Source organism: Spirobacillus cienkowskii, from assembly GCF_037081835.1.
In the GTDB taxonomy this organism is placed as follows: Bacteria; Bdellovibrionota_B; Oligoflexia; order Silvanigrellales; family Silvanigrellaceae; genus Silvanigrella; species Silvanigrella cienkowskii.
The window spans coordinates 32,042-58,328 of sequence record NZ_CP146516.1; the positions used below are offsets into that span (position 1 = coordinate 32,042).

General features: G+C 32.4%; 21 protein-coding genes and 2 tRNA genes. 18 read left to right on the plus strand and 5 right to left on the minus strand.

All coding sequences use genetic code 11. From position 1 onward, the window contains the following. Positions 1 to 23 precede the first annotated feature (23 nt). Together Spiro2_RS00150 and Spiro2_RS00155 are read right to left on the minus strand one after the other, a co-directional pair. On the minus strand, positions 24 to 1,067 hold the full coding sequence (locus Spiro2_RS00150; protein WP_338636272.1) for a BMP family lipoprotein: 1,044 nt from the start codon (positions 1,065 to 1,067) through the stop codon (positions 24 to 26). A gap of 428 nt (positions 1,068 to 1,495) precedes the next feature. Then, positions 1,496 to 2,587, minus strand: a complete 1,092-nt coding sequence (locus Spiro2_RS00155; RefSeq protein ID WP_338636273.1) for a BMP family ABC transporter substrate-binding protein — start codon at positions 2,585 to 2,587, stop codon at positions 1,496 to 1,498. 262 nt (positions 2,588 to 2,849) lie between these two features. Between Spiro2_RS00155 and Spiro2_RS00160 the strand changes: the two genes are divergently transcribed. The 8 genes from Spiro2_RS00160 (at position 2,850) to Spiro2_RS00195 (ending at position 8,220) form a co-directional block, all read left to right on the plus strand. Then, positions 2,850 to 2,926: transfer RNA gene (locus Spiro2_RS00160), tRNA-Arg, on the plus strand. A gap of 12 nt (positions 2,927 to 2,938) precedes the next feature. Beyond that, positions 2,939 to 3,029: transfer RNA gene (locus Spiro2_RS00165), tRNA-Ser, on the plus strand. Positions 3,030 to 3,069: 40 nt separating this feature from the next. Then, a complete protein-coding gene (gene tadA / locus Spiro2_RS00170) occupies positions 3,070 to 3,549 on the plus strand; it encodes a tRNA adenosine(34) deaminase TadA (protein ID WP_422398044.1) in 480 nt (159 codons plus the stop codon). A gap of 306 nt (positions 3,550 to 3,855) precedes the next feature. Further along, positions 3,856 to 4,665: a sugar phosphate nucleotidyltransferase gene (locus Spiro2_RS00175; protein WP_338636276.1), complete on the plus strand. Its 810-nt coding sequence runs from the start codon at positions 3,856 to 3,858 to the stop codon at positions 4,663 to 4,665. 9 nt (positions 4,666 to 4,674) lie between these two features. Then, entirely contained in the window at positions 4,675 to 6,525 is a 1,851-nt protein-coding gene (gene glmS, locus Spiro2_RS00180) for a glutamine--fructose-6-phosphate transaminase (isomerizing) (protein ID WP_338636277.1), read from the plus strand. Between the two features lie 165 nt (positions 6,526 to 6,690). After that, positions 6,691 to 7,065, plus strand: a complete 375-nt coding sequence (locus tag Spiro2_RS00185) for a DUF1924 domain-containing protein (protein WP_338636278.1) — start codon at positions 6,691 to 6,693, stop codon at positions 7,063 to 7,065. 38 nt (positions 7,066 to 7,103) lie between these two features. Beyond that, a complete protein-coding gene (locus Spiro2_RS00190; protein WP_338636279.1) occupies positions 7,104 to 7,730 on the plus strand; it encodes a cytochrome b/b6 domain-containing protein in 627 nt (208 codons plus the stop codon). A 16-nt stretch (positions 7,731 to 7,746) separates the two neighbouring features. Continuing rightward, on the plus strand, positions 7,747 to 8,220 hold the full coding sequence (locus tag Spiro2_RS00195) for a methylglyoxal synthase (RefSeq protein WP_338636280.1): 474 nt from the start codon (positions 7,747 to 7,749) through the stop codon (positions 8,218 to 8,220). Here Spiro2_RS00195 and Spiro2_RS00200 read toward each other — a convergent pair whose 3' ends face one another. After that, complete coding sequence (locus Spiro2_RS00200) at positions 8,221 to 10,473, minus strand: hypothetical protein (RefSeq protein WP_338636281.1); 2,253 nt, start codon at positions 10,471 to 10,473, stop codon at positions 8,221 to 8,223. A 149-nt stretch (positions 10,474 to 10,622) separates the two neighbouring features. Here Spiro2_RS00200 and Spiro2_RS00205 point away from each other — a divergent pair, with 149 nt between their 5' ends. Continuing rightward, complete coding sequence (locus Spiro2_RS00205; protein WP_338636282.1) at positions 10,623 to 11,954, plus strand: PhoH family protein; 1,332 nt, start codon at positions 10,623 to 10,625, stop codon at positions 11,952 to 11,954. A 17-nt stretch (positions 11,955 to 11,971) separates the two neighbouring features. Here the strand turns inward: Spiro2_RS00205 and Spiro2_RS00210 are convergent, their stop codons facing one another. Beyond that, positions 11,972 to 12,874, minus strand: a complete 903-nt coding sequence (locus Spiro2_RS00210; protein ID WP_338636283.1) for a ParB/RepB/Spo0J family partition protein — start codon at positions 12,872 to 12,874, stop codon at positions 11,972 to 11,974. Positions 12,875 to 14,925: 2,051 nt separating this feature from the next. Here Spiro2_RS00210 and Spiro2_RS00215 point away from each other — a divergent pair. The 9 genes from Spiro2_RS00215 (at position 14,926) to Spiro2_RS00255 (ending at position 24,492) form a co-directional block, all read left to right on the plus strand. Further along, entirely contained in the window at positions 14,926 to 15,750 is an 825-nt protein-coding gene (locus Spiro2_RS00215) for a hypothetical protein (RefSeq protein WP_338636284.1), read from the plus strand. Between the two features lie 203 nt (positions 15,751 to 15,953). After that, positions 15,954 to 16,955, plus strand: a complete 1,002-nt coding sequence (locus Spiro2_RS00220; protein WP_338636286.1) for a hypothetical protein — start codon at positions 15,954 to 15,956, stop codon at positions 16,953 to 16,955. Positions 16,956 to 16,986: 31 nt separating this feature from the next. Further along, positions 16,987 to 17,553 carry an ATP synthase F1 subunit delta gene (gene atpH / locus Spiro2_RS00225; RefSeq protein ID WP_338636288.1) on the plus strand — a complete coding sequence of 189 codons (567 nt, stop codon included), beginning with the start codon at positions 16,987 to 16,989 and terminating at the stop codon, positions 17,551 to 17,553. A gap of 11 nt (positions 17,554 to 17,564) precedes the next feature. Then, on the plus strand, positions 17,565 to 19,091 hold the full coding sequence (gene atpA / locus Spiro2_RS00230) for a F0F1 ATP synthase subunit alpha (RefSeq protein WP_338636289.1): 1,527 nt from the start codon (positions 17,565 to 17,567) through the stop codon (positions 19,089 to 19,091). Further along, positions 19,075 to 20,013 (plus strand): ATP synthase F1 subunit gamma, encoded by a 939-nt coding sequence (gene atpG / locus Spiro2_RS00235; protein WP_338636290.1) that lies wholly within the window; start codon positions 19,075 to 19,077, stop codon positions 20,011 to 20,013. Before atpA ends, atpG begins: the two co-directional genes overlap by 17 nt. Positions 20,014 to 20,034: 21 nt before the next feature. Next, positions 20,035 to 21,450 carry a F0F1 ATP synthase subunit beta gene (atpD, locus tag Spiro2_RS00240; RefSeq protein ID WP_338636291.1) on the plus strand — a complete coding sequence of 472 codons (1,416 nt, stop codon included), beginning with the start codon at positions 20,035 to 20,037 and terminating at the stop codon, positions 21,448 to 21,450. Positions 21,451 to 21,467: 17 nt separating this feature from the next. Then, entirely contained in the window at positions 21,468 to 21,923 is a 456-nt protein-coding gene (atpC, locus tag Spiro2_RS00245; protein WP_338636292.1) for an ATP synthase F1 subunit epsilon, read from the plus strand. 127 nt (positions 21,924 to 22,050) lie between these two features. Then, the gene (locus tag Spiro2_RS00250; RefSeq protein ID WP_338636293.1) at positions 22,051 to 23,481 is read left to right on the plus strand and encodes a glycosyltransferase; all 1,431 of its coding nucleotides are present in this window, start codon (positions 22,051 to 22,053) and stop codon (positions 23,479 to 23,481) included. Between the two features lie 48 nt (positions 23,482 to 23,529). Beyond that, on the plus strand, positions 23,530 to 24,492 hold the full coding sequence (locus Spiro2_RS00255; RefSeq protein ID WP_338636295.1) for a hypothetical protein: 963 nt from the start codon (positions 23,530 to 23,532) through the stop codon (positions 24,490 to 24,492). Here Spiro2_RS00255 and ftsZ read toward each other — a convergent pair. Then, positions 24,475 to 26,253, minus strand: coding sequence for a cell division protein FtsZ (ftsZ, locus tag Spiro2_RS00260; protein WP_338636296.1), 1,779 nt, complete (start codon positions 26,251 to 26,253; stop codon positions 24,475 to 24,477). The two genes, Spiro2_RS00255 and ftsZ, sit on opposite strands and share 18 nt — an antisense overlap. Positions 26,254 to 26,287 lie beyond the last annotated feature (34 nt).

Here is a 26,287-nt window from a genome sequence, read left to right on the forward strand (position 1 = left end):
ATCTTAGTTGTTATTTAAGTGTTTTAGTTTTTACTCGTTTTATAATAATCTGGAACCTCAATTTCATTATCAATAATTCCATGTTTTATTTTATTTATTTTATGAATTTCTTCATTATTAAATAATGATTTGTTATGACTATCTAACGACCAATCAATACCACCGTCTGAAAAACCATATCTAATAACACCAGTTGTAAATTTATTGTTTAAATAATCTTGAATTGCTTCAAATACTTTTAAATCAACTTTTTTCTCCATACTTGTAAGGACAAGACCTGGCGCAATATAATTTTGGTTAGAGTCTACTCCAATAATAAATTTTTTTGATTGTTTTTTATTAACTTCCATAACAGCATCAAACACACCTTGAGATGAGCCTCCTGCTGCAACAAATATGACATCAGAACCTTGATTGTACATAGACATAGCGAGCTCTTTTGCTTTTGTTGGGTTATTCCAAGCGCTAGAAGTTATTCCTACATAAGTTACTGTGGTTTTAATTTTTGGATCAATATATTTTGCCCCTGATTCAAAACCTAAGGCAAATCTTTTAATTAAAGGAATTTCCATTCCCCCAATAAAGCCAATTTGTTTAGACTTTGATTTCATTGCTGCAATCGCTCCAACAAGAAAACTACCTTCATGTTCTTGAAATGATATTGATCTTATGTTCGGTTCATTAATATTAGAATCCACTAATATATATTTTTGATTAGGAAATTTTTTTGCAATTTTACCGACCGTATCTGAGTTATTAAACCCAACTGCGATGATTAACGCACACTCTCCAGAAGAGAATGACCGCATGAATTGCTGAGATTGTGAATCTTCTCTAACTGTAACAAACTTGCTATCTTTAGAGATTTTTAATTCTTTTTGTGCTTTGACAAAACCTTCATAAGCTGATTGGTTGAAGGATTTGTCATCCTTACCACCTTTATCAAGAACAAGGCAAATTTTAGGATTTTTTTCTAAAGATGAGCTTGAAGTATTTCCGTAAGACAAAAAATTAAAATAAATAAGTTGAGAAACGATAAGTACTTTTATAAAATTTGATGTTTTCATGCTAATTTTATGCTCCAATAAAATAAGTTATGTTTTTTAATAAAGTAAAAAAATTATATATTATTTTATACCCTGTGTTTATTTTCTTGATAAATGAAGAGCGGCTAAAATAAGTATATATTTTTAAAGAAAAAATAAATGTCGTAGTTTGTAATATCATTAAAAAAATCCTTTGTTTAGGTTAAGAAACAAAGGATTTTTTAGAATTTGATCTAAATTTATAATTTTATCAAGCAAAGTCATTAAGAGTATTTTGACTTTTTTTATCTCAACATTGCCTTTTTTATGGTTTGAAATCTTGTTTTTTATATTGAGAAATTTAAGGTTTTTTGAAAGTTTTGTTTTTGTAAAAACATTATATTTAATTACAAAAAATAATTCTGGAATATATTTATTCATTCTGATAAACCTCATATTACTCAAACACTTTATTTTTTTTCAATTTCATAATAATCAGGAACGGTAATTTTTCCATTAATTATTTTTTCTTTAATATCTTGAATTGTTTTTATTTGATTTTCAGAATAAAATTTCTTGTTATGTTCATCTAAAGCCCAATCTACTCCTCCATCTTTTAATCCATATGAAATGTGGTTTGCGGTGTATTTGTCGTCTAAAAAATCTTTTATACTACTGTAAACTGCTTTATCTACTCTTTTTACCATACTTGTAATAATTATATCTGGCTTAATCCAGTTTTGATTTGAGTCAACTCCAATAGAGTAAAAAGCTTTTTTATTATTAAATTTTTTATTCATTTGCTCAGCAGAATCAAATACACCTTGTCCTGAGTTTGCCGCAACTTGAAAAATGACATCAATTCCTTCGTTGTATTGCGAAAGTGCAAGTTCTTTTGCTTTGGCCGGATTATTCCAAGCGTCATGGGTCACGCCCACATATGAGCTAGTTGTTTTTATCTTAGGATTTAAATACTTAGCGCCAGCGACATAACCTGTTTCAAACCTGCGAATAAGTGGAATATCCATGCCTCCAATAAAACCTATTTTTCCTGAAACCGACTTCATTGCTGCAACGGCACCAACCAAAAATGAGCCATCATGTTCTTGAAATGTAATAGAACGGATGTTGTGATTTTTGTTTTTGTCTTCGATGTTCGTATCTATAGCAAGAAATTTTTTATCAAGGTATTTTTGTGCAAGTTCTGGTAGGTATGTTGATGGATTAAAGCCAATTGCAATAATTAAATCACAGTTAGCTGATGTTGCAAAGCTCCTAAAAAATTGGGCAATTTGAGAATCATTTTTTGGTTCTACAAATTTACTCCCTTTGTTGATATTGAAGTCTTTGAGTGCTTTACCAAAACCAATGACTGCCGATTCGTTGAACGAATGATTGTCTTTGCCTCCCTTGTCGAGCACCATACAAATTTTTTTATTTTCTAAAGGTTTTTTTATATTATTGTCTGTGTTAGCAAAAGATTCAAAATTATTAGTAACATATAAGCTTGTTAGTATGGTTATAATTATTCTTGCTTTTTTGATTAAATGATAAGGAGGCACGAGAGATCCTTTCAGGGTAAAGTTTCTTGGTGAAATGAATTACTTAGCCATATAGGCAAGAATCTGAAAAGGCATAACACAAAAGAATCAAATGTTTCTAGGAGTTTTTTTTGATTCCCTAAAGCTTTTAAACTTCTAGGAGTTTTTTCTAATATTAACCTCAATGAATAAAAAATCGTGATTGTATGTTGACTAATCTTTTTTGATTTTGTACATCACAAGTCACCTTGCAGTAAGGAAGTATCTTTAGCTGCTGTATGTTGCGCGGTTAGCTCAGCTGGATAGAGCACCAGACTACGAATCTGGCGGTCAGGCGTTCGAATCGCTTACCGCGCGCCACATTTTCCCTTGGGAGCGATGGGTGAGTTGGCTTAAACCACGCCCTTGCTAAGGGCGCGAAGGGGAGACTCTTCCGAGGGTTCGAATCCCTCTCGCTCCGCCACCTTTTTTTATAAGCGTTATTCATATTGTTTCCATTTAATATAGCTGACCATAATCACTTTATGACAAGATGCCTTGATTTAGCTCGAAATGCCGCAGCTATTGGTGAGGTCCCTGTTGGCGCCATTATTGTAGATTCTAATAAAAATATTATTACAGAAGCGCATAATCTTAGAGAAACAAATAAAACGGCCACCGCTCATGCAGAACTCATTGCAATAGAAAAGGCCTGTCAATCTCGGTCGCAATGGCGTCTTCAAGACTGTACCCTTTACGTTTCGCTTGAGCCATGTTTTATGTGTGCAGGGGCTATAATTCTTGCAAGAATACCTAGAGTTGTGTTTGCGGCTTCAGACCCTAAAGCAGGTGCTGTTGGGTCATTATTTAATGTATTGAACGATAGTCGTTTAAATCATAGATGCGAAGTCATTGCTGGTGTATGCTCTGAGGAGTCTTCTCGGCTATTAAAATCATTTTTTCAAGAGCGTAGAAAAAAATCGGGTTGCAGCTGTGGGACTTAAATTCAATAATTAATTCAAAATTACAATAATATATTAAAACACAACGAATTCCTAAATATTTTATAAATTAAAAATAATTCTTAATAAAAATCTTGCTTTTTCGGTGGGCTAAAAAATTTATAAACCATATTTCAAGTAGAAAGAGGTTTTTATTGCTTGTGCTAAGCACATTGTACTACGTACAATGTGCTTGCATGATGGTGAAGCCAACTATGCCTTTTCTCTGATAGTTTATGTAATTTATTGAGAGAAAAGAAGCTAAGAAATTAATTACTTTTAAATTAATTTGTCATGAAGGATGACTTTGTGGAAATACAAAAAATTCTTAAAGAAAAAACTATTGGAGTTGTGCTTGCTGCAGGAATGGGTAAAAGAATGAAATCTGATATTCCTAAGGTAGCACATGTACTGTATGGTAAACCTCTTTTAATTTGGGCAATGCACGCATTGATTGATACTGGTATTGATAAAATTGTTATAGTTATTGCTCCAACTCAAACAGTGGTTGAAGAGTTGATTAAAAATCATCAATTTCCAAGTCACATAACAATAAAATTAGCATATCAAGACATGCCATTAGGAACAGGGCATGCTGCACGCTGTGGCATAGAAGCGGTATCTAAATATTTTGTGCAAGAAGCAGATTTAGAAACAAATATACTTATTGCTTATGGAGATACGCCTGCTGTTAGTAGTGTAACTTTTCAAGAGTTTATATATTTTCATCTACAACAAAAAAATTATTTTACTATATTGGCATTTAAAACAAAAAATCCTTTTGGCTATGGTAGAATTATAACTGATAAAAATGGAAATTTTTTAGAAATTTGCGAAGAAAAAGATTGCACTGAAGAACAAAAAACAATTCTACTTTGTAATTCTGGATTTTTATGTGGTAATTATTTTCAGTTTCAAAAGATATTGCCGCAATTAAAAAATGAAAATGCCTCCAAAGAATATTATTTAACAGATGTTCCTATATTAGCAAGTAAACTTGATGGTAAAGTTGGTTATTTAATTAGTAAAAATGAAGAAGAACTTTTGGGGATAAATTCCCAAGAACAATTGAAAGAAATGGAATTAAAATTTCAAAAAAAATTTTTAAATGCGAAATGAGGTGAAAATATGTGTGGAGTTATAGGATATATTGGCTCTGGAGCCACACCTGAATTTTTTTATAATGCTTTAAAACGATTAGAATATCGAGGATATGATTCTGCAGGTATAGCAATGATGGATTCTACCGGTGTTTTTATTCAACGTGCAGAAGGTAAACTTTTAAATTTACAAAAAAAACTTGATAAATTTCCTAGCTCTACAAAAATTGGAATTGGCCATACTCGTTGGGCGACACATGGAAAACCCTCGGAAGCAAATGCACATCCTCATCGTTCAGAAAATATAATTTTATTGCATAATGGTATAATAGAAAATTATAAAACGATTAAGAATTTTTTGATTGAAAAAGGATATAATTTTCTTAGTGAAACAGATACAGAAGTTGCTGCTCATTTATTAAATTATGAATATAAAAAACAAAATGATAAACTAAAACCAATAGAAAAAATGAAAAAAGCAATTTATGCTGTAGTTTCGCAAATTAAGGGCGCATTTGCTTTTGGAATTTTATGTACAGAAATACCAGATACTTTATTTGTAGTAAAATATGGTTCTCCAATAGTTTTAGGAGTTGGGGATAATGAAAATTATATGGCATCTGGAATTACAGCTTTAGTAGATCATACGCGGTCTGTAATAATTCTTGAAGATAAAGAAATAGCTTTTTTAACAGCAGAAGATATATCTATAGTTGATTTTACTGGAAACCCAATAAATAGAGATCCTATTTTAGTTTCTTGGTCTACAAGTATGTTAGAAAAAAATGGTTATGATCACTTTATGCTAAAAGAAATACACGAGCAACCACAAGCAGTCGCTCAAACTATTAAAGGAAGATATGATAAATTATCAGGTAAAATTAATTTATCTGGATACGGAATTAAGAATTTAAAATTAACAGAAATTGATCGAATTCAAATTATCGCATGCGGAACGAGTTACTATGCTGGTTGTTTATCTCGTTACTTTATAGAAAAATTTTCTGGAATTCCTGTTGAAGTAGAGTTAGCAAGTGAGTTTAGGTACAAAGCGCCAACTATGAATAGTAAGACCTTGTGTGTTGCAATATCGCAAAGTGGTGAAACTATTGACACACTTCAAGCAATGAAGTTCGCAAAAGAAAATCATGCAAAAACAATTGCAATAGTTAATGTTCCTGGTAGCAGTATTGCGCATGTTTGTGATGAAGAAAGTTTAATTTTTGCAGGGCCAGAAGTTGGTGTCGCTAGTACTAAAGCGTTTTCTGCCCAATTAAGTTCTTTAATGATACTTGCTTTAGCTTTAGCACAAGAAAATAAAAAATTAAGTTCTGAAAAAATTACAGAATATATAGACGAATTGGTTAAAGTACCAAGTTTTATAGAAAAATTATTAGAAAAATCTAATTTAATTAAAGATATTTCTGAAAAATATGCGAGTTTATCAAGTTTGCTATATATTGGCAGAGGGTATCATTGGCCTGTAGCCTTAGAGGGAGCTTTAAAGTTAAAAGAAATTTCTTATATTCACGCTGAAGGTTATGCTGCAGGTGAATTAAAGCATGGGCCAATTGCGTTAATTGATGAAAATATGCATGTTGTGTGCATTGCTCCTAAAGATTTGTATTATGAAAAAACATTAAGTAACATAGAAGAAATTAGGGCAAGAGGTGGTAAAATTCTTGCTATTGGTACAGAAGGAGATAATGATTTACAAAGTATTTCAAATGATTTTATTGGAATACCAGAATGTAGTGATCTTATTCTCCCATTTTTAACTACAGTACCAATGCACTTATTAGCATATTGGATTGCGGTAAAAAAAGGTACAGATGTTGATCAACCCCGAAATTTAGCTAAAAGCGTAACTGTTGAGTAAGAATAATTTAAAAATTTATTTAAATTATTCTTAGGATAAACAAGTAATAGGTTAATTTTACAGCCAAAAAACTATACACTTTACAATGCAAATATTTTTTATTGTTTGCCATTATTTAATATAATAAATTTATAAAATAATTTATTAAAAGTAATGGAGATAAAAATGATAAGAGCATTCTTATTATTAGCTTTTTTCTCAGTAACTGCATTTGCTGAAACTCCACAAGATTTCTTAACACAATACGAAAAATTGTCTGGTAAGTCTTCTATTTCTAGAGGGCAGCAATTTTTTACAAAAACACACGGAAAAGAATGGAGTTGCGCAAGTTGCCATAATAATCCCCCCACAACGCAAGGCAAGCACATGGAAACAGGTAAAAGAGTTAAGCCTCTTGCACCTGCATTTAATCCAAAAAGATTTACTAAAGAAGAAAAGGTAAACAAATGGTTTAAACGGAATTGTAATGATGTACTTGGTCGCGAATGTACTTGGCAGGAAAAAGCAGATGTTCTCGCATATTTAATATCTCTTAAATAAATTGTGAATTAACTCTTTAATAGGCGGGGTGTGCCTAAATGAATAATAAAGTTTTGGTTTGGGATTTTCCAGTAAGAATATTTCACTGGGGATTAGCAATTTGTTTTGTTGGTTCATGGCTAACCTCAGAGTCAGAAGAATATAAAATGTTACATATTTCTTTTGGATATACAGGTGTTTTACTCTTATTATTTCGTATTTATTGGGGGTTTTTTGGTACTAAATATTCAAAATTTAAAACATTTATATATCGTTTTGTAGAAATTAAAAAATATATTTATAATGTTTTTTATAAGAAAAAAAATCATTATATTGGGCATAACCCAGCTGCGGGTCTTATGATGTTATTTTTGATGATTTTATTTTTATTAACTTCATTTAGTGGATTTTTACTTTATAAAGAGTTTGTTGAATCAAAGGATTTTCATGAAATATTTGCTAATATAACTATGATTTTAGTGATTGGACATGTGCTTGCTGCTATTGTAATGAGTATAATGGAAAAACAAAATCTTGTTAAATCTATGGTAACAGGTGAGAAAAAAGGCATCTCTAAAGAGGGTATTAAAGAGTCAAAATTAGTTGTTGGAGTATTTCTTATTATTGTTTCAGTTGTCTTTTTTTATTTGTTAATAACTCATCATATTCCTGCTCTCACTCAGTAAAAAATTAGGGATTTTTATGCCAAATTTTTTTAAAAAAGTAACGATTCCAAATAAAAAAAGAATTGTTTTGATTGCCCATGATAGTAAGAAAAAAGAATTGATTGATTGGGTAAATATAAATTGTAATAAATTATCAGATCATGAACTTTATGCAACAGGTACATCTGGAAGATTAATTGAAAAAGAAACTGGATTAAAAGTAACATGTTTTGAAAGCGGTCCATTAGGTGGAGATATGCAGGCAGGAGCATTTATTACAGAAGGTAAATTAGATTTAATTCTATTTTTTTGGGATCCACTTGAATCACAGCCGCATGATCCCGATATTAGAGCATTGCTAAGAATTGCTGTTGTATGGAATGTTCCGCTTGCTTGCAACGTTGCAACAGCTGATTTTTTGGTTAGTTCAATTTATTTTTCAAACTCTTATACTAAAACAATAAAAGATTTTACAACATATAAAAAAAGAAAAATAATTAATAAAAATTAATTATTTTTTCATTATATTTATAAATATTAAGCTTTCCCAAGCGGTTTTTCTTGTATAATTAAATATTTTTTCTAAGTTTTCAAATGTGTTTTCGCATAATTCATATATTTCCTTGGGTAATTTTTTATAATCCTCACTACCGTGCATCATCATTGAGCTTTTAATCTTTTTTATTTCTCCTTCTTTACTTTCATATATTCTTTTAGAAATAGTTGATAATTCTGCTTCAAAAACTTTGGAGAAATTTAATTCATCAGTGGGTCTTTCTACTTTCCATGAGGCAATTTTAGCAACCAAACGTTCTCTTATTTCTCTTTTATTGCCACTTGCCCCCATTAAGGCTTCAATTTCTTCCATAGTTGTTTCGTTTGCTTCTTCCTGTCTTCCTGTTATCTCATTTTGTATTTTTTCTTTTTTGAGGTAGGCGCTGACGTGCCTCATATATCTTTGTAGGGCTTTGATATATTGATTTTCATCATATAAATTTAATGCTGATAAAAATTCTTTATGAAAGATTAAAGAATATTGTTGTTTAATATGTTTAATGAATTCTCTATAATCGTGATAGCCACCTCGCGGTTCAAACTGTAAATAATCGTATATTGTGCGATCTCTAGTAAGTTTTTCGATTTCATCGAATAAAGTTATTGCAGATAAAGAATCATGTCTTTCATTTTGTGCTGCAAAATAAAGAATCATTTTCATTTCTCTAGGACTTGCTCCAAATCTACCTTCGTATGCTACTGAACTTTGACTTTCTCTTAAAATCTCATCTACATTCTTTTTTAGCAAACCTTTTTCTGTTTCTGTAAATGTATTTGATGGTTCATTTCCATCATACAAAGCTTGCTTATCGTAAGGATCTAGCCTTGCGATTAAATTTCTTAAACTTGGATCGTAACAATCAGGATCCGGTTGTCGTAATCTAGTAAGTACCGCCCATTTCGCTAATAATGTAAGTGAGTGAGGGCCAATTTTTTTTGTTTTTTCTATTATTCTAATATCCTCTTCATAAATTTTTTGTTCGAGTTTTGCTGATAAAAGATAAGGAACTCTGACAAGTTCAAATCTACCTTTAAATGAAGGCCAATCTGGAGAATTTTTAAATGCATCCAAATGTTTTTCGTTTGTACTTGCCATCATTATCAAATCAAGATCAGCTATTCCACTTGGTAAACTTATATTCATTTTTTCAATTGTGGTTAATAAATATTTAAAGGCCTCTAATGGTCTTTTTAGTAAATCAGCAAATTCTATAAAACCTCTATTTGCGTCAATAAGCTCACCTTGTGGCTCAAAAATTCGAATATTTTGGAGTGCAGGTGGAATATTTTGAATATTTCTTTCCATCGTTATTTGTCTATCTTGTGCATCCATAGCCATTTGTGGTTCAACAGAGGCAATTCCAACACGGTATCTGCTACTATAAAAAAATCTTTCAACCTGTACATGTCGTAGTACTTTTTCAAGATCTCCTTTATATGCAACTAATAGTGAGTCAAAAATTTTTTTGCTTTTAGCGCTAATTGCTCCCTCTTCAAGGTATGTAGGAATATCTTCTGGGTAAATACTGTTTTCAGTAATTTTTTTATAATATTCTAGTCGTTCTTTTTTAGGTAAAATAAAAATTGGATTTTCTTTCATATCACTTATTATTTTACACATTATTTCATCGTCTTCTAAATGAGCAAAGCTTTTATTTCCATTTCTTGTAGGATTATCATCTCCAAATCCAATGTGTTTATTTAACTTGTCTCCTAACCCCTCGTAGCCAATTTTATCCGATGGAAAAATCCAATTAAATTTGTAAACTACCCCTTGCTCTGTTTTTGAATATTCTTCTAAACCGCTTGCTATTGCTTCTGCTGTTGAAGACTTACTAGATCCATTTGGACCATGGAGTAAAATAAGTTTGTCAATTTTTCCTTGTCTAACAAATTGCTCAAGCACACGATAAATGTTTTCATGAGCTTCTTCTTGTCCTGTAATGGCGGGTTTGTTTTTGCCACGCACCCTTTCAAATAATTTAAAATGTCTCTTAGTGAAATGATAACCATATTTAACTTCACTAACTCCAAAGTATTTAAACATGTCGAGCATGTATTCAGCGGAGTTGCGAATTAATTTTCTAGAATCTTTACTAAAAACATCTAAAAATTCATCATATGATAAAATGTATTTTTGGTCTTTAAATTCTCTTTTAACACTTTCTGAAACCGTGCATAACAGATCTTTGGAGTGCATAAGTGCCATTTCTTTTTTTCTCCTTCTTTTGATCTAAAAAAAAATGAGAGTATCTGTTAACCTATAATCGTTCTCATGGAATGATAGATTAAGATTTGATTTCTTGTAAGAGTGAACTCTCTTTTTAAAAGGGTAGGTTAATTGAAAGGGGTAATGGGTTGAAAAAAAAATTTGTAATTGACACAAATGTGTTGTTATCGAATCCGAGTGCCATTTTCTCTTTTGAAGATAATGATGTGTATATCCCCATTTCTGTCATAGAGGAACTAGACACGTTTAAAAAAGGATTAAGTGAAACAGGGAGAAACGCAAGACACTTTTCTAGAATTTTAGATGATTTAAGAGAAAAGGGTTCATTAAGTAACGGAATACCTCTTTTTAACGACAGAAGAGACAGTGGTAAAGTTTATGTTGTTTTAGAATCTGATATGGCATTACTTCCTGCTCATTTTGAAAGAAAACCTGATAACCTTATTTTAAGTGTAGCATTAATACTTAAAAAACAAGCTTTTGATATGCCGGTAATTCTTATAACTAAAGACTCTAATTTAAGAATTAAAGCAGATGCTCTTGGTGTAGATGTTTCAGATTTTGAAGCAGATAAAGTAAATATTGAAGAGCTTTATACTGGTATTGTAGAATATGAAGTAGAATCTGAAATTTTAAAGAAATATTTATCTTCGGGTTCTGTTTCGTTAGAAGATTATGATCTTATGCCAAATCAGTATGTAATATTAAGAGATATTAGAGAACCGTTACAATTTGTTTATGGTAAATTTGATCATGTTACTGGGCATCTTAAAAATTTAAATTTAGGTGGAAAAGATTTTGTATGGGGTATTTATCCTAGAAATCTGGAGCAAAGTTTTGCACTAGATTTATTGTTGGATGATGATGTTAAGTTAGTCACTTTAGTTGGTACCGCAGGTACAGGTAAAACGCTTCTAGCGATTGCTGCAGGGCTAGAAAAAACAACAGATGAATCAAAATACCAAAAGCTGCTGGTAAGTAGACCAATTTTTCCGTTGGGTAGGGATGTAGGTTATTTGCCTGGTACTTTAGAAGAAAAATTAAACCCTTGGATGCAGCCTATTTTTGATAATTTGGAATTATTATTAGGTGGGGTCACTCAAGGAAGACAAAAAAGACTATCACAAAGTTATCATGAACTTATAAATCAGGGAATTTTAGAAGTAGAGCCTCTAACATATATTAGAGGAAGATCCATTCCTAATCAGTTTTTTATTGTTGATGAAGCGCAAAACTTAACTCCTCATGAAATTAAAACAATTTTGACTCGTGCTGGCGAAAACACTAAAGTTATACTTACTGGAGATCCTTATCAAATTGACAACCCATATGTTGATGCAGCATCAAATGGATTGACTTATGTTGTTGAAAAAATGAAGCAAGAAGCTATTGCGGGACATGTTTCTTTGGTTAAAGGAGAACGCTCACCATTGGCAACAATTGCAGCATCTTTATTATAATTTATTTATTATTAAAATTATTTGTTTTTTGGTGAAATAACATTTCCTAAAATAAGTTCTGATATTCGCTCTAAATCATCTAAAGTGTAGTAGCTTATTTCAATTTTACCTTTATTTGTATCTCCTGTAATTTTAACTTTAGTGCCTAAGTGTCCTTTATATTGATTGCAAATATATCTTAAATCAGGGGAGATTGAATCAATAAGCGCTTTTTGTGTTTTTTCTAATTTGATAGTTTTTACGAGTTCTTCTGTTTGTCTGACCGAAAGCTTTTTTTTAACTATTATTGAATGAGCTTTTAATTGCAATTTTTCATTTTCACAAGAGCATAACGCTCTTGCGTGGCCCGCTGATACAACTCTACTATGGAGATCATTAAGTATTTTTTCGGGTAGCGATAATAAACGAATTGTGTTTGTTATCGAAGTTCTACTTTTTCCAAGTCGTGATGCCAGGTCATCTTGTGAGTAATTGTGGTCATCTAAGAGTTGTTTAAAAGATTTTGCTTCTTCTACAGGAGATAACGATTCTCGTTGGATATTTTCTATAAGCGCAAGTTCTAACTGTGAATGATCATGAAGTTCTCTTATAATACAAGGGACCTTATCGAGTCCCGCAATTTGAGCAGCGCGCCATCTTCTTTCTCCAGCAATGATTTTTATTTGATTATTATTTTCTAGAGAAACAATAATTGGCTGCAAAATTCCAAAAGTTCTAATACTTTGTGCTAAATCCTCTAAACCTTCTTGATTAAAAGAATATCTAGGCTGTTTTTCTAATGGGGTTAGTAAATTTACTGAAAGATATTCGACAATTTGATTTTGATAGTAGTTTTTTGAATCTTCCGAATACTTATGATTTATCGTCACTGGTTTTGGTGGCTCATAAGTTTGAGTATCATTTGTTATGTTTTGATTCATCCATATTTCTCCCAAGAACAAATTGAAATAGTAAATATATAATAATTTTTATTTCAACCTTTTTCACAATTAGTTCAATAATTACATTAATTCAATGAGTTATAAGAAAATGTTTCACGTGAAACATTTTCTTATGTAAATTTTTACATAGCAAGTTATAAAATAAAATTAAAAATTAGTAGGAAAGATTAACCTATATTAAACTATGACAACAAAATTGCTTAAACAATAAGCGATTTTGTTTGTGCGAGTCTCTAATAAAAAATAGGAAGTCATAAAACATATACAATCCAAGACAAAATTAAAGTAACAGGCTAGGGATTGTTTCAACAAAGCTCGTGATTAAATCATTGTAATTATTGAGTAATTTTTTATAGTAAAAATAGTGAAATTCGGGAAAGTGCAAAATAAGGTATAATTTATAGTAAGTTATATCAAAATGTTTCACGTGAAACATTTTGAGAGATACTGGATAGAAAAAGTGAAAAGGAAAACGTGATCAACGCTAAACATAAATAACGTAACAGAAATATGGTTGGTAGAACCATATTTTATTCAAACGATCGAGAAAGAGCACAGAATTATATCAAAATCATAAGAACAGAAGTAAAAACATTTACAATCCAAGACAAAATTAAAGTAACAGGTCAGTGATTGTTTCAACAAAAACCATAATTAAAGCATTGTAATTATAGAGTAATTTTTTATAGTAAAAATAGTGAAATTCGGGAAAGTGCAAAATAAGGTATAATTTATAGTAAGTTATATCAAAATGTTTCACGTGAAACATTTTGAGAGATACTGGATAGAAAAAGTGAAAAGGAAAACGTGATCAACGCTAAACATAAATAACGTAACAGAAATATGGTTGGTAGAACCATATTTTATTCAAACGATCGAGAAAGAGCACAGAATTATATCAAAATCATAAGAAGAGAAGTAAAAACATATACAATCCAAGACAAAATTAAAGTAACAGGTCAGTGATTGTTTCAACAAAAACCATAATTAAAGCATTGTAATTATAGAGTAATTTTTTATAGTAAAAATAGTGAAATTCGGGAAAGTGCAAAATAAGGTATAATTTATAATAAGTTATAGCAAAATGTTTCACGTGAAACATTTTGAGGAATACTGGATAGAAAAAGTGAAAAGGAAAACGTGATCAACGCAAAACATAAATAACGTAACAGAAATATGGTTGGTAGAACCATATTTTATTCAAACGATCGAGAAAGAGCACAGAATTATATCAAAATCATAAGAAGAGAAGTAAAAACATATACAATCCAAGACAAAATTAAAGTAACAGGTCAGTGATTGTTTCAACAAAAACCATAATTAAAGCATTGTAATTATAGAGTAATTTTTTATAGTAAAAATAGTGAAATTCGGGAAAGTGCAAAATAAGGTATAATTTATAATAAGTTATAGCAAAATGTTTCACGTGAAACATTTTGAGGAATACTGGATAGAAAAAGTGAAAAGGAAAACGTGATCAACGCAAAACATAAATAACGTAACAGAAATATGGTTGGCAGAACCATATTTTATTCAAACGATCGAGAAAGAGCATAGAATTATATCAAAATCATAAGATGAGAAGTAAAAACATATACAATCCAAGATAAAATTAAAGTAACAGGCTAGGGATTGTTTCAACAAAGCTCGTGATTAAATCATTGTAATTATTGAGTAATTTTTTGCAGTAAAAATAGTGAAATTCGGTAAAGTGCAAAATAAGGTATAATTTATAATAAGTTATAGCAAAATGTTTCACGTGAAACATTTTGAAAAAATTCAAAAGCTTTAGCTGCCTTTATTTTATTCTCTGACATACAAGAGATATTCTATTGAGATGTAATAATTTAAAATAACTGAATAAAGCAAAACACTTTTTATATTTAAAATAAAAATTCAATAATAATAAAAATAATATTTTGTAATTATTAAATTAATCACTTTTTTAACTATCTGTATAAACTATGTAGCTTGTCTAAAAATCAAAAATTATAGACTAAAACTTTGAGAGTATGGGTAAGGAGAAAATAATGTTATTTCCACGTACAAATTTAGTTTCAAAATTAATTAAGAAAAATTTGAGTAAAGAAGTTGATCAGGTTTTTGAAATTAGCAAACAAGGTTTTGATGTGCATGTAAAAACACCATTTAAAGAAATTGAAAACATGCTTATTGAAGTTTTTAAAGTAGAATCAAATATAACCAACAAACCGTTTAGATTAATTTTAGATGCCAACTCATTAAAGAATGAAATTGAAAATCAAAACACCGATCATGACATTTTTCCAATTATATACATTAGCTCCAATGAGCTTCAAAAAGGTTTTGGGTTTGTTCAATTTAGTTTTTCTTCGCCAGATTGCTTATTGAGTTCTGTATCATTGGCTACTGAAGAAATTTTACGTTATTTCAATTTAAATGTATTTTTGGATGTTTTTGATTCAGATGTATTATCATTACTAAAAATGATAGCAAGGTCGTATGGAATTTCTGTTTTGATTGATGCTGTGGTTCAGACCGCCTTTATTGCAGGTTTTCAGGGAGATTCAAATAAAGCACTGGATTATTTAAAAATGATGCAAATTAAAAATGATGAAATTTATAGCATAAATAGCTTATCAACTGAAAAGTGCGCTGAGAGATTTTTTTCATATGTGGTACTCAAAGGAGAGGATGCTCATACTTTCCTAAAGTCTAGTTTAAGTTACTATGCAGTTCGGCTTCAAGGATTTTCAATGACTAGAGCGAGCCAAGTTTTGCAAGTATCAAGAACCACTTTGCTTGAACATCTTAAGCAAGCAGAAAGACTTGGTGTATCACAGTTTTTTGAGGGTTATATTCAAACATCAATTTAATTATAATAAATATTTCAAATTATGAGATTGAGGGCTTGCAGAAACTTAAACTTCACAGTAATAACATGGCCAGATAAAGCAACCAGTGGGTGCTTTGAAAGTTCTTAACAGAACTTTTGGAAGGAGCCTATTGTTCGGTTATTTTTTGTTTTTTTTTCTATAATTCAGCTTTAATATGCTGAGAAGTTGGGCTGAGGTTGTAAATGGCAGGTTCATTAGATATTTATCCATTTCATGACACTGAAGGTGCTATCAGATTTGGTATTCAAATAGCAATTTTTATGATAGGGGTCATAGTTGCTCAAAAGTATATCATTACACCAGCTATAAAGTTGCATAATGAACGCAAGCGCAGAACTGTTGGAAGTGCTGAAAACTCTCGTCTTGAGGTTGAGCGAGCCCGAAAATTAGAAAATGATTATTTAAGTTCTTTAAAAAAAGGTGCGGAAGAGGCAAGAAAATTGAGAGAGCAAGAAATCAATGCTGCTCATAAATCTGCTAATGAATTAATCTTAGAAAATCAAAAAAAATCTGAAGCCTTTTTAAACTCTGTGCAAAAAAATCTTGATTTAGAAATTTCTGCAGCTAAATCAAGTCTACCAAGTCAAGTTAAAGAACTTGTCGATACAATTTATAAAAAAATTGGCATTGTAGTGGTATTGCTTATTTTAGGGTTCGGCTTCAAAAGCGAGTCTGCGATGGCGGCTTCTGCTGTTGGTGAGTTTTCTTTTTGGTACAGTGTATTTTGGCCCTATTTTCAGTTTGTTTTGTTTTTAATAGCGCTCGTTTTTTTTGCAAGAAAACCAATACTCTCTTTGCTGGAAAAAAATCGTTCAGAATTAAGAACTCGACTTTCTGAAGCAAGAGAAGCGGCAATTCTTGCTGAACGCAAGGTTAAAGAATATGAATCTAAAGTAGCCACACTTGAAAATGAAGTTAATGAGCTTAAAGAAAGAAGTCTTTTAGATGCAAAAATTGAACGTGATAAAATTATGAGCGAAGCTGTAAAATTATCTGAATCAATTTTAAAAGATGCAGAAAGAACTGCAAAAGAACTTATAATGCGAAGCAAAGAAGAGCTTAGGCAAGAGCTTTTTAATTTAGCTCTCAATGAGGTTGAAAAATCACTTACTCCAGACGACCTTCAGAAGCTTGATTTAAAGTTAAAACTTGAAACAATTGATGGTATTAAATCGTTAAACTAGTTGTTAACGGTAATTTGGAGAATTCTTGGTTATGAAAAAGTTTTCGGGATCATTAGCAAGGCGTTATGGAACCGCACTTTTTGAGTGTGCAGTTGAAGCTTCTAACAAAGTTGATTCTTCAATATTTGATAATTTTGTTGAAATTTCTAGCGCATTATTGGTTCAATGTGATAAAAATATGACTTCATATTTTGCAAATCCCACTCTTTCTTTTGAAGAAAAAATTAAGTTACTAGATGAAATTTTAAACAAAATTTTAATGGGAAGTAAAATTTCTTCTGAGTTTAGAGAGTTTTTGAAAATTGTAATTGCAAATCACCGTTTTTCTGAACTGACGTCAATATTAAAATACTTTTTAGCAAAAGCTGATGAGTATCGTGGCATTACTAGAGCTAAGATTGTATCGGCAAAAAAACTTGAAGAAAGTAGTGTTACAGATTTTTCTGATGCTCTTCATAATGTTTTAAATAAAAAGGTTTTGCTAGAGACCGAAATTGATGAATCTTTACGGTCTGGATTTATAATAAAAATAGGAAATACTAATGTAGATGCGAGCTTACGTTCTCGTCTTTTGAATCTTAAAGAGTCTTTGAGTTAGGAGTTAAATTCATGGAGCATATCCGGGTTGATGAAATAAGCCAATTATTAAAACAAAAAATTCAAGCTTTTGGACGAAGGGCAGAAGTTTCTGAAACTGGCACTGTAGTGTCAATTGCAGATGGTATGGCTCGTATTTACGGCTTAGAAAAAGCTATGGTTAGTGAACTTATTCAATTTGAAAATGGTATTAAAGGGATTGTTCTTAACCTAGAAGAAGATAATGTTGGTGTTGCTGTATTTTCAGGTTCTGAGTCTATTCGAGAAGGCATGCAAGTTCGTCGAACTGGTAAGGTTAATAGTGTTTCTGTTGGCCACCAGCTTCTTGGAAGAGTTGTGAACGCTCTTGGTGAACCTATCGATGGTTTGGGAGAGTTAAATACAACTGAAGTTGCTCCTGTTGAAGTGAAAGCTCCTGGTATTATGGCTCGTAAAAGTGTTCATGAACCTCTTCAAACAGGAATTAAATCTATTGACTCTATGATTCCAATTGGTAGAGGTCAGCGTGAATTAATTATTGGAGACAGGCAAACAGGTAAAACTGCAATTGCTGTTGATACCATTATTAATCAAAAAGGTAGTGGCGTTAAATGTATTTATGTTGCAATTGGTCAAAAATATTCAACAATTGCTCAGGTCGTTGAAAAACTACGTCGTGCTGGTGCATTAGAATATACAACAATTGTTGTTGCAGGAGCTTCTGAGGCAGCAACTTTACAATTTATGGCGCCTTATACTGGTTGTACAATTGGTGAATATTTTAGAGATCGCGGAGAGCACGCTGTTGTATTTTATGATGATCTTACAAAACATGCGCAAGCTTATCGCGAGTTGTCATTGTTATTAAGAAGACCTCCAGGACGTGAAGCGTATCCTGGTGATGTATTTTATTTGCATAGTCGTTTGCTTGAGAGAGCGTGTAAACTTAATGATGAACTTGGGGCTGGTAGTTTAACAGCATTTCCAATTATTGAAACGCAAGCTAATGATATTTCTGCATACATTCCAACAAACGTTATATCCATTACTGATGGACAAATTTTTCTTGAAGCAGACTTATTCAATGCAGGTATGAGACCAGCAGTTAACGCAGGTTTATCAGTATCTCGTGTTGGTGGCGCAGCTCAAACGGGTGCAATGAAACAGGTTGCCGGTAACCTTCGCCTTGAATTGGCTCAGTACCGTGAGTTAGCTGCATTTTCGCAGTTTGGTTCTGATCTTGATGCTGCAACGCGTAAGCAAATTAGCCGTGGTCAGCGACTCACTGAATTGCTTAAGCAAGCTCAGTACTCTCCATTATCTATGGAAAAACAAGTTCTTACTATTTTTGCTGCAATTAATGGTTATCTCGACAATATTGAAGTGCGCCATGTGGGTACATTTGAACGCCAAATGTTGAATTATTTTGAAGCAGCACATAAGAAAGTATTAGAGCAAATCGCAACAGGTAAAAAAATGAGTAATGAATTGCAAGCGGAAATTAAAAAAGCCCTTGACGAATTTGTAAAGAGGTTTGAGCCAAATGCCAGCAAGTCTTAAGGATCTTCGCAATAAAATAAAAAGCGTTAAGGGAACCCAACAAATTACTAAGGCAATGAAGTTGGTTTCTGCTGCAAAATTTGGCCGAGCTCAGCACAATGTCGTGAATGCTAGGCCTTACGCCCAGTCATTATCTCAGCTTACTTCAAGAATTGCAGGTGTTGCAAACGATGCATCAAACCATCCTTTGATGCAAACCTCTTCGTGTAAAAATGCAATTGTTCTTGTTATTTCTTCTGAAAGAGGATTATGCGGTGGCTATAATGCTAACGTTACTAAACATGCAATAAAAACTGTTTCTGACCTTGAAGAAGAGGGTTACAAAGTAACTACTGTATGCATTGGAAAAAAGGCGCTTCAGTTCTTGAGTCGAAAAAGAAAACAAGTTTCTAAAGGCAAAGACGACATAGTTTATGTTTCAGAAGAACAGTATAGTGCTAATCCCTCAATGCTAATGTCTGAAAGTGGTTTAGTTTCTATAGCGACACATTTTGACAAACCAACAAATGCGTCAGCGATGCGTTTGTCCGAAGCGTTTGGTAAACTTTATTCAGATGGTAATATTGGTAAATTTCTTGTTGTCTATAATAAATTTCAATCTGCTATGTCTCAGACTCCAACATCTGAAGTTGTTTTGCCGCTTCATATTGATGCTGCATCAGTTGATGCAGAGCCTATATTTGAACCTGAAGTTGATGAATTGCTTACTTTTGTTATTCCGCGTTACATGACTTCGAGAGTTTTTCAAACTCTTTTAGAAGCAATTGCCAGTGAACACGGCGCAAGAATGACTGCAATGGATAATGCTACTCGCAATGCTAAGGAAATGGAAAGAAAGCTTCAGATTACTTATCAGCGTGCTAGACAGGCAGCAATTACTAAAGAACTTATTGAAATTATAAGCGGTGCAGAAGCATTGTAAAATTAAAAATTTGGAGTTTTTATGGCTGAGTTAGGAAAAATTATTCAAGTTATGGGACCAGTTGTTGATGTTCAGTTCACAAGTGGTAATTTACCAGAAATTTATCATGCTTTACGTACAACCAATACGACTATTAGCAGTGAAAAAGAAAACCTTGTTCTCGAGGTTGCACAGCACTTAGGTGAAAACACAGTAAGAGCTATTGCTATGGACTCTACAGAAGGCTTAAGCCGCGGCGTTCCTGTTCGCAATACCGGAGAACAAATTTCTGTTCCAGTCGGTAACTCGGTTCTTGGACGTATTTTAAATGTAGTGGGCGAGCCAATTGATGGTAAAGGCTCTATTGAAACAAATGTGCATTATCCTATCCATCGCAAGGCTCCTGATTTTACCAAGCAGAGTACTAAGCTTGAAATGTTAGAAACTGGAATTAAAGTTGTGGATCTTCTTGCTCCATACCAAAAAGGTGGAAAAATTGGTTTGTTTGGTGGTGCTGGAGTTGGTAAAACCGTACTTATTATGGAACTTATCAATAACATTGCTAAGCAACATGGTGGCTATTCTGTGTTTGCAGGTGTTGGTGAAAGAACGCGTGAAGGAAACGATCTTTATCATGAAATGAAAGATTCTGGCGTTCTTGATAAAGTGGCTCTTGTTTACGGGCAAATGAATGAACCACCTGGGGCGCGTGCTCGAGTGGCTTTATCTGGATTATCTGTTGCAGAATATTTCCGTGATGAGCAAAATCAAGACGTTCTTTTCTTTGTAGACAATATTTTCCGCTTTACACAAGCAGGAGCTGAAATTTCGGCGTTGCTTGGTCGTATTCCATCTGCGGTGGGTTATCAACCAAACTTAGCGACTGAAATGGGTGATTTACAAGAGCGAATTACGTCTACAAACACCGGATCCATTACTTCTGTTCAAGCGATTTATGTTCCGGCGGATGATTATACAGACCCAGCGCCTGCAACAGCATTTGCGCACCTTGATGCAACAACAAACTTGGATCGCTCTTTAACTGAAAAGGGAATTTATCCAGCAGTTCACCCATTAAATTCTACAAGTCGAATTCTTGATCCACAGGTTGTAGGTGATGAGCATTACAATACTGCACGTAGGGTTCAGCAAATTCTACAAAGATATAAAGAACTACAAGATATTATTGCAATTCTTGGAATGGACGAGCTTTCTGAAGAAGATAAACTCGTTGTTGCGCGCGCAAGAAGAATTGAACGGTTTCTTTCTCAACCATTTCATGTTGCTGAAGTATTTACTGGAAACCCTGGACGTTACGTTAAAGTTACAGATACCGTTCGCAGTTTCAAAGAAGTATGTGATGGAAAGTGGGATCATCTTCCTGAAGCCGCATTTTATATGGTTGGTGGTATTGAAGAAGCGATTGAAAAAGCGAAAAAGATGGGTGTTCCCGTCTAATTGGGAGTTAAGTTATTATGGCAGAATCAAAAGGAAATATGAGAGTTGTTATTTTAACTCCCTACAAGCGACTTTTCGATCTTTCTGGGGTTACGGAACTCTATTTTCCCATTGAAAATGGTGTTATTGGGGTTTTGCCTGGGCATGCTCCAATGGTGACTGCAGTTGGAACAGGTATATTGATTTATACTCAGAATGATGTTTCTGGCTTTTTTAAAGTTTCTGGTGGTGTTGCTGAAGTCACTGGTGGTTCTGTCACTTTATTGGTTGATGTTGCTGAAGATGCATCTCAAATTGATTTGGAAAGAGCAAGAAAAGCTTTAGAAAGAGCCGAGAGTCGTTTGAATACAAAAACCTCCGACAGTGAGCTTGATACGAAACGCGCTGAGTTTGCACGTTTAAAAGCGCTTTCTCGAATTCAAGCTTCAGAATTAAATAAAAACAAACAATCTCAAACTAGTAAACCTGAATGAGTTAACCACCTGAAGTAATTTTTTTGATGTTTTAAGTTGCCTGAAACAGTTATTGTTCTGGTTAATATGTTAGAATAAAAGGAAGGGTTTTATCTCTTCCTTTTATTCTTTTATAACGGTGTGAACAATGGCGTCCCAGTTATCTTATGTTGAAGATTCAAATGCGAAAAGTAGCTACGATATAATTTGGCTAGTTATTGATTCGCGTACTGCTCAATATGGAGTTGTGTCTGGTATTTCGCGTTTTGTTATAGGGTTGACAACAGCATTAGTTCGTGAACTAAACGTCAGAAAACAAGAAATTTTTCAAAATAATAAAAGATTAAAACTTTTAATTGTTTCAAAATCTGAACCAGCTCAATGGGTTATTGAATTGGTTCATAAATATCCAAATATTGTGTCTTTTTGGAGTGGTGGTCCTGGATCATTACAAAAGTCATACGATAAACCAATTTGGCTATGGTCTACGTTTGCTTTAAAACGTATACAGAAGTTAACTAATAATCAGGTAATTTGGCTTGCTCCTGCAAATTTTGATAGACCTTTGTTTATTTCAAGAAATAATATGTCTTCAAGGGTGATTCAGGTTGTTCATGATAATATTCCTTTTTTACCAGTTAAAGGTATTGGCTACTTTTTTAAGAGACAGTTTCGTTTTTTAGTAAAAAGAACTTTAGCGAGATTGCCATTTGTCACGACAGTATCTCAACATTCTGCAAAAGCATTACAAAATATCGTAAAAAAAAGAACGACTCCATTATATGTAATTAGTAATGCAGTCGATTCAATTTTTGGCAACGAAAAAAGAATAATTGATTTAGATATTATAGTTTCAAGGAGAAAAATTTTTATTGAAAAAGTATCTATAGAAAAGGATGCTGAAAAGCTAAATTATATTTTTGATAAAATTGGAAAATCAAATTGGGTTCTTGGCGTTGGAATGAATCAAAAGTATAAATCTTGGGAAGTTGCATATCAGGCTGTTTTAAAGGTTGTAAATGATTCGCAACTTGACGTTTGGTTTGTAAGAGTTGGAGCTGATCCTAAAGAAATTTCGAGCTATGTAAAAAAATGTGTTCCTAAAGAAATTGGAAAAATTAAGCTTTTTGAAAATCTTAGAATAATTGTTTTACCTATTTTAATTGATGCAGAATTAGCAGAAATTTATAGAATTTCGACTTTGCTAATTCACCCCTCTGTTGCAGAAGGTTTTGGGTTACCACCTTTAGAAGCTGCATTAAGTGGTACTCCAGTCATTTTTAGAAGTTCTACGGCAGTCGATCAGCATTTTCCATCTGGAATTCTTCCAAATAATTATTGGTGTCCAATTGATTCTGGTTATTTATCGATTTGGGCTAAGCAAATCGAAAAAATGCTCACTGATAAAAAAGATTCAGAATTTTACAAAAATTTACATAATTCTTCTTCAACGCGAGAGTTTATTGTAGAAAAAAGTCATAGCTCAAACTTTGAGTGGAGAGACTCTGCAATTTCTCTACTAGAATGGTTATTTAAGGATGATGGAATTATAAATAAATTTAATAGAAAAAACTTTTAAATCATAATTTAAATTATATTATTTACAATATAAAACCTGGAGTTATCAATGAAAATTGGTGTGTTTTTTTGGGGTTTTAAAGATCTTGGTTTAGTAGCTGATTGTGCTAAAATAATTAAAGATAAGCATGATGTGAAAGATTTTTATGTTCAAATTTCGGTAAATCAAAAAACTATATCATTACTTGATGTTTTTCCAGAAGAAATTATTAGATCAGAAATAGATGACTTTAACATTTTATATAAATGGCTTATAAAAAACCATAAAAAAAATATTATTATAGTTATGGATTTTTGGAGTTTATTAACAATAAAAGATTTTTCTAATAGGGTTGATATCTTAAAAAAAATATTTAATGAACCTTTTAGTTTTTTATTATGTTGTCCAAAGAAATATTATGAATATTATACCGGAATTTATGATAAAGTATTATTAAGTATAGCAGAAAAAACTCAAGATTATTTTAAAAATTTATATATTTTGAATGATATATCTTTAAATTGCCTATCAAATATGTTTTTACTTACTTTTCCTCCCATGCTTTCTTTATTGAATGAAGTTTGTAGGCAAGATTTTTTTAGTATTAAAAAAATAAGTGTTTTTAAGTTTATCCCATCATTGATTAATGATTATCCATCCCAATATTTAAGTAAGCAGGGTTTTTTAAATGGTTTAAACAAAAAAATTGGAGAAATAACAGAAACATTTCAAGGCATAAAAAACTTGGGGCAAAAACAAATAATTTTTGAATCAACGCTGGAATCAGATTCTTTAAACATATTTTATAAAAATCATGCAAATATTAAAAAACGTTTTGATAAAGGAGTTTTAATATTAAGTTCTATTGAAAGATTTTATAAATTAAATACAAAAGAAGATACAAAATTCCTTTTGTGGCTAATATATTTGTCGATATTAGAATGTAAAGAAGAAGTTATGCAAGTCAGTAACTTAAAGCAAAAAAAATTTTACATTCAGTCAAAAAATATATTTTCAAATATTCCTTTGTGAGTCATCTTTTCTGCGCATGAATGCTGGTGTTTCAAAATCAGAATCGTCAATTTCTATGTCAGAAAGTTCTTTAGCAAGTTTTAAAGCTGTTTCTGCTGCATCATCATTGATTTGATCGTCATGTTGCTTAGTTGCAGTTGCACCCATCACTTTTGCTTCAGCATTTTTTTGAGAATTGACTGATTGTTGCTGCTGATTTGCCATATCAAAAGTCCATTTTGTTAACTCTTCAAAATCCGATCCTTCTGGTTTTGATATTGTTTGATGATGAATTGAAGTTGTTACAGTTGCTGTCCGATGATTTAATGAATTATTATCATTTGGTCTTTGAAGTGAATTAATGTTTTTATTATCTAAATGCGAGCTGTTTCGATTAAAGGGTTGTTGAACTGCGTGAGAAGGAGAATTTTGCAGATTTAAATTCTCTTGACCCTGTAAAGTTGGCCTTTGAGAATTATGAGTATGATTTGTACCTTGTGCTCCAAAGTTAGGTTGCATTTCTCGTCCAAACTGTGATCTAGAAAACTGATTATTTAAGTTAGTATGTTGTGTAAATTGATTATGCTGCTGTTGTGCTGCTGCATGTTGCGCCTGAGCATTGTTTCTGACTTCGTAAGGGTTAACAGCCGGAATACTTGGTGAAAAGTTGTTTTGTGGACGTTGCGTATTCATTGAAGCAAAGCTTTGATTAGGCAATTGTTGTTGTTGTTGTTGGTTATTTAAATTTTGGTTTAAAAATTGGGGTTGCTGCGCAATGCTTGCAAATCCTTGCGCTGTTTCAGGAAAAGAAACTCTTGCTTGATCAAATCCTGTTGCAATCACTGTGACCCTAATTGTATCACCCATTGATTCATCAATTACAGCACCAAAAATGATATTTGCCTCTTCATGAGCTGCTTCTTGAATAAGTGTTGAAGCTTCGCTAATTTCATGCAAAGTCATTGAGCTCGTTCCTGTAATATTAATTAAAATACCAGTTGCGCCTTCAATATCAATGTCTTCTAAAAGTGGTGAGTTAATTGCCGAACGCGCAGCTTCTGCAGCCCTATTAGGTCCAGTCGCTGTGCCAATACCCATGAGCGCCATACCCATTTCAGACATAATTGTTTTAACATCTGCAAAGTCAACGTTAACTCGACCTGGAATATTGATAATATCAGAAATGCCTTTTACCGCATTGAGTAACACTTCATCAGCGAGTTTAAACCCTTCAAGCATTGACATATCTGGAGGGGCAATACTTAATAGTCTTTGATTAGGAATTGTTATCAGGGTATCAACCGACTGACGTAATGATTGAATACCATGTTCAGACTGTTGTTTTCTGCGTTTGCCTTCAAAAGTAAAAGGCTTTGTCACAACACCTACGGTGAGTGCTCCCAGCTCTCTTGCAACTTGAGCAATAATTGGAGCGGCTCCAGTACCGGTACCGCCTCCCATTCCTCCAGTGACAAAAACCATGTCTGCGCCACTAAGAACTTCTTGGAGAATTGCTTTGTCCTCAAGGGCGGCATTTCTTCCCATTTCAGGGTTTGCGCCTGCACCTAGTCCTTTAGTAAGCTCTCTTCCAAGTTGGATTTTAATTGGGGCTAAGTTAGATTGAAGTGCTTGAACATCTGTATTCGCAGCAATAAATTCAACTCCAGTTAAACCAGACTCAATCATTGTATTAAGAGCGTTTCCCCCACCGCCGCCCACACCAATCACTTTAATGATTGCATTAGATGAGTATTTATTATTTTTTTCCGCTCTATCACTCATTTTTAATTCCTCCATATTATTTAATATATTAATA

Coding starts and splice junctions, on each gene's coding strand:
- Spiro2_RS00150 (WP_338636272.1), bottom strand. CDS start 1,067: ATGAAAACATCAAATTTTATAAAAGTACTTATCGTTTCTCAACTTATT.
- Spiro2_RS00220 (WP_338636286.1), top strand. CDS start 15,954: ATGGCAGGTTCATTAGATATTTATCCATTTCATGACACTGAAGGTGCT.
- ftsZ (WP_338636296.1), bottom strand. CDS start 26,253: ATGAGTGATAGAGCGGAAAAAAATAATAAATACTCATCTAATGCAATC.
- Spiro2_RS00200 (WP_338636281.1), bottom strand. CDS start 10,473: ATGGCACTTATGCACTCCAAAGATCTGTTATGCACGGTTTCAGAAAGT.
- Spiro2_RS00215 (WP_338636284.1), top strand. CDS start 14,926: ATGTTATTTCCACGTACAAATTTAGTTTCAAAATTAATTAAGAAAAAT.
- atpA (WP_338636289.1), top strand. CDS start 17,565: ATGGAGCATATCCGGGTTGATGAAATAAGCCAATTATTAAAACAAAAA.
- Spiro2_RS00185 (WP_338636278.1), top strand. CDS start 6,691: ATGATAAGAGCATTCTTATTATTAGCTTTTTTCTCAGTAACTGCATTT.
- atpG (WP_338636290.1), top strand. CDS start 19,075: ATGCCAGCAAGTCTTAAGGATCTTCGCAATAAAATAAAAAGCGTTAAG.
- glmS (WP_338636277.1), top strand. CDS start 4,675: ATGTGTGGAGTTATAGGATATATTGGCTCTGGAGCCACACCTGAATTT.
- Spiro2_RS00250 (WP_338636293.1), top strand. CDS start 22,051: ATGGCGTCCCAGTTATCTTATGTTGAAGATTCAAATGCGAAAAGTAGC.
- atpD (WP_338636291.1), top strand. CDS start 20,035: ATGGCTGAGTTAGGAAAAATTATTCAAGTTATGGGACCAGTTGTTGAT.
- Spiro2_RS00190 (WP_338636279.1), top strand. CDS start 7,104: ATGAATAATAAAGTTTTGGTTTGGGATTTTCCAGTAAGAATATTTCAC.
- atpH (WP_338636288.1), top strand. CDS start 16,987: ATGAAAAAGTTTTCGGGATCATTAGCAAGGCGTTATGGAACCGCACTT.
- Spiro2_RS00210 (WP_338636283.1), bottom strand. CDS start 12,874: ATGAATCAAAACATAACAAATGATACTCAAACTTATGAGCCACCAAAA.
- Spiro2_RS00195 (WP_338636280.1), top strand. CDS start 7,747: ATGCCAAATTTTTTTAAAAAAGTAACGATTCCAAATAAAAAAAGAATT.
- Spiro2_RS00255 (WP_338636295.1), top strand. CDS start 23,530: ATGAAAATTGGTGTGTTTTTTTGGGGTTTTAAAGATCTTGGTTTAGTA.
- atpC (WP_338636292.1), top strand. CDS start 21,468: ATGGCAGAATCAAAAGGAAATATGAGAGTTGTTATTTTAACTCCCTAC.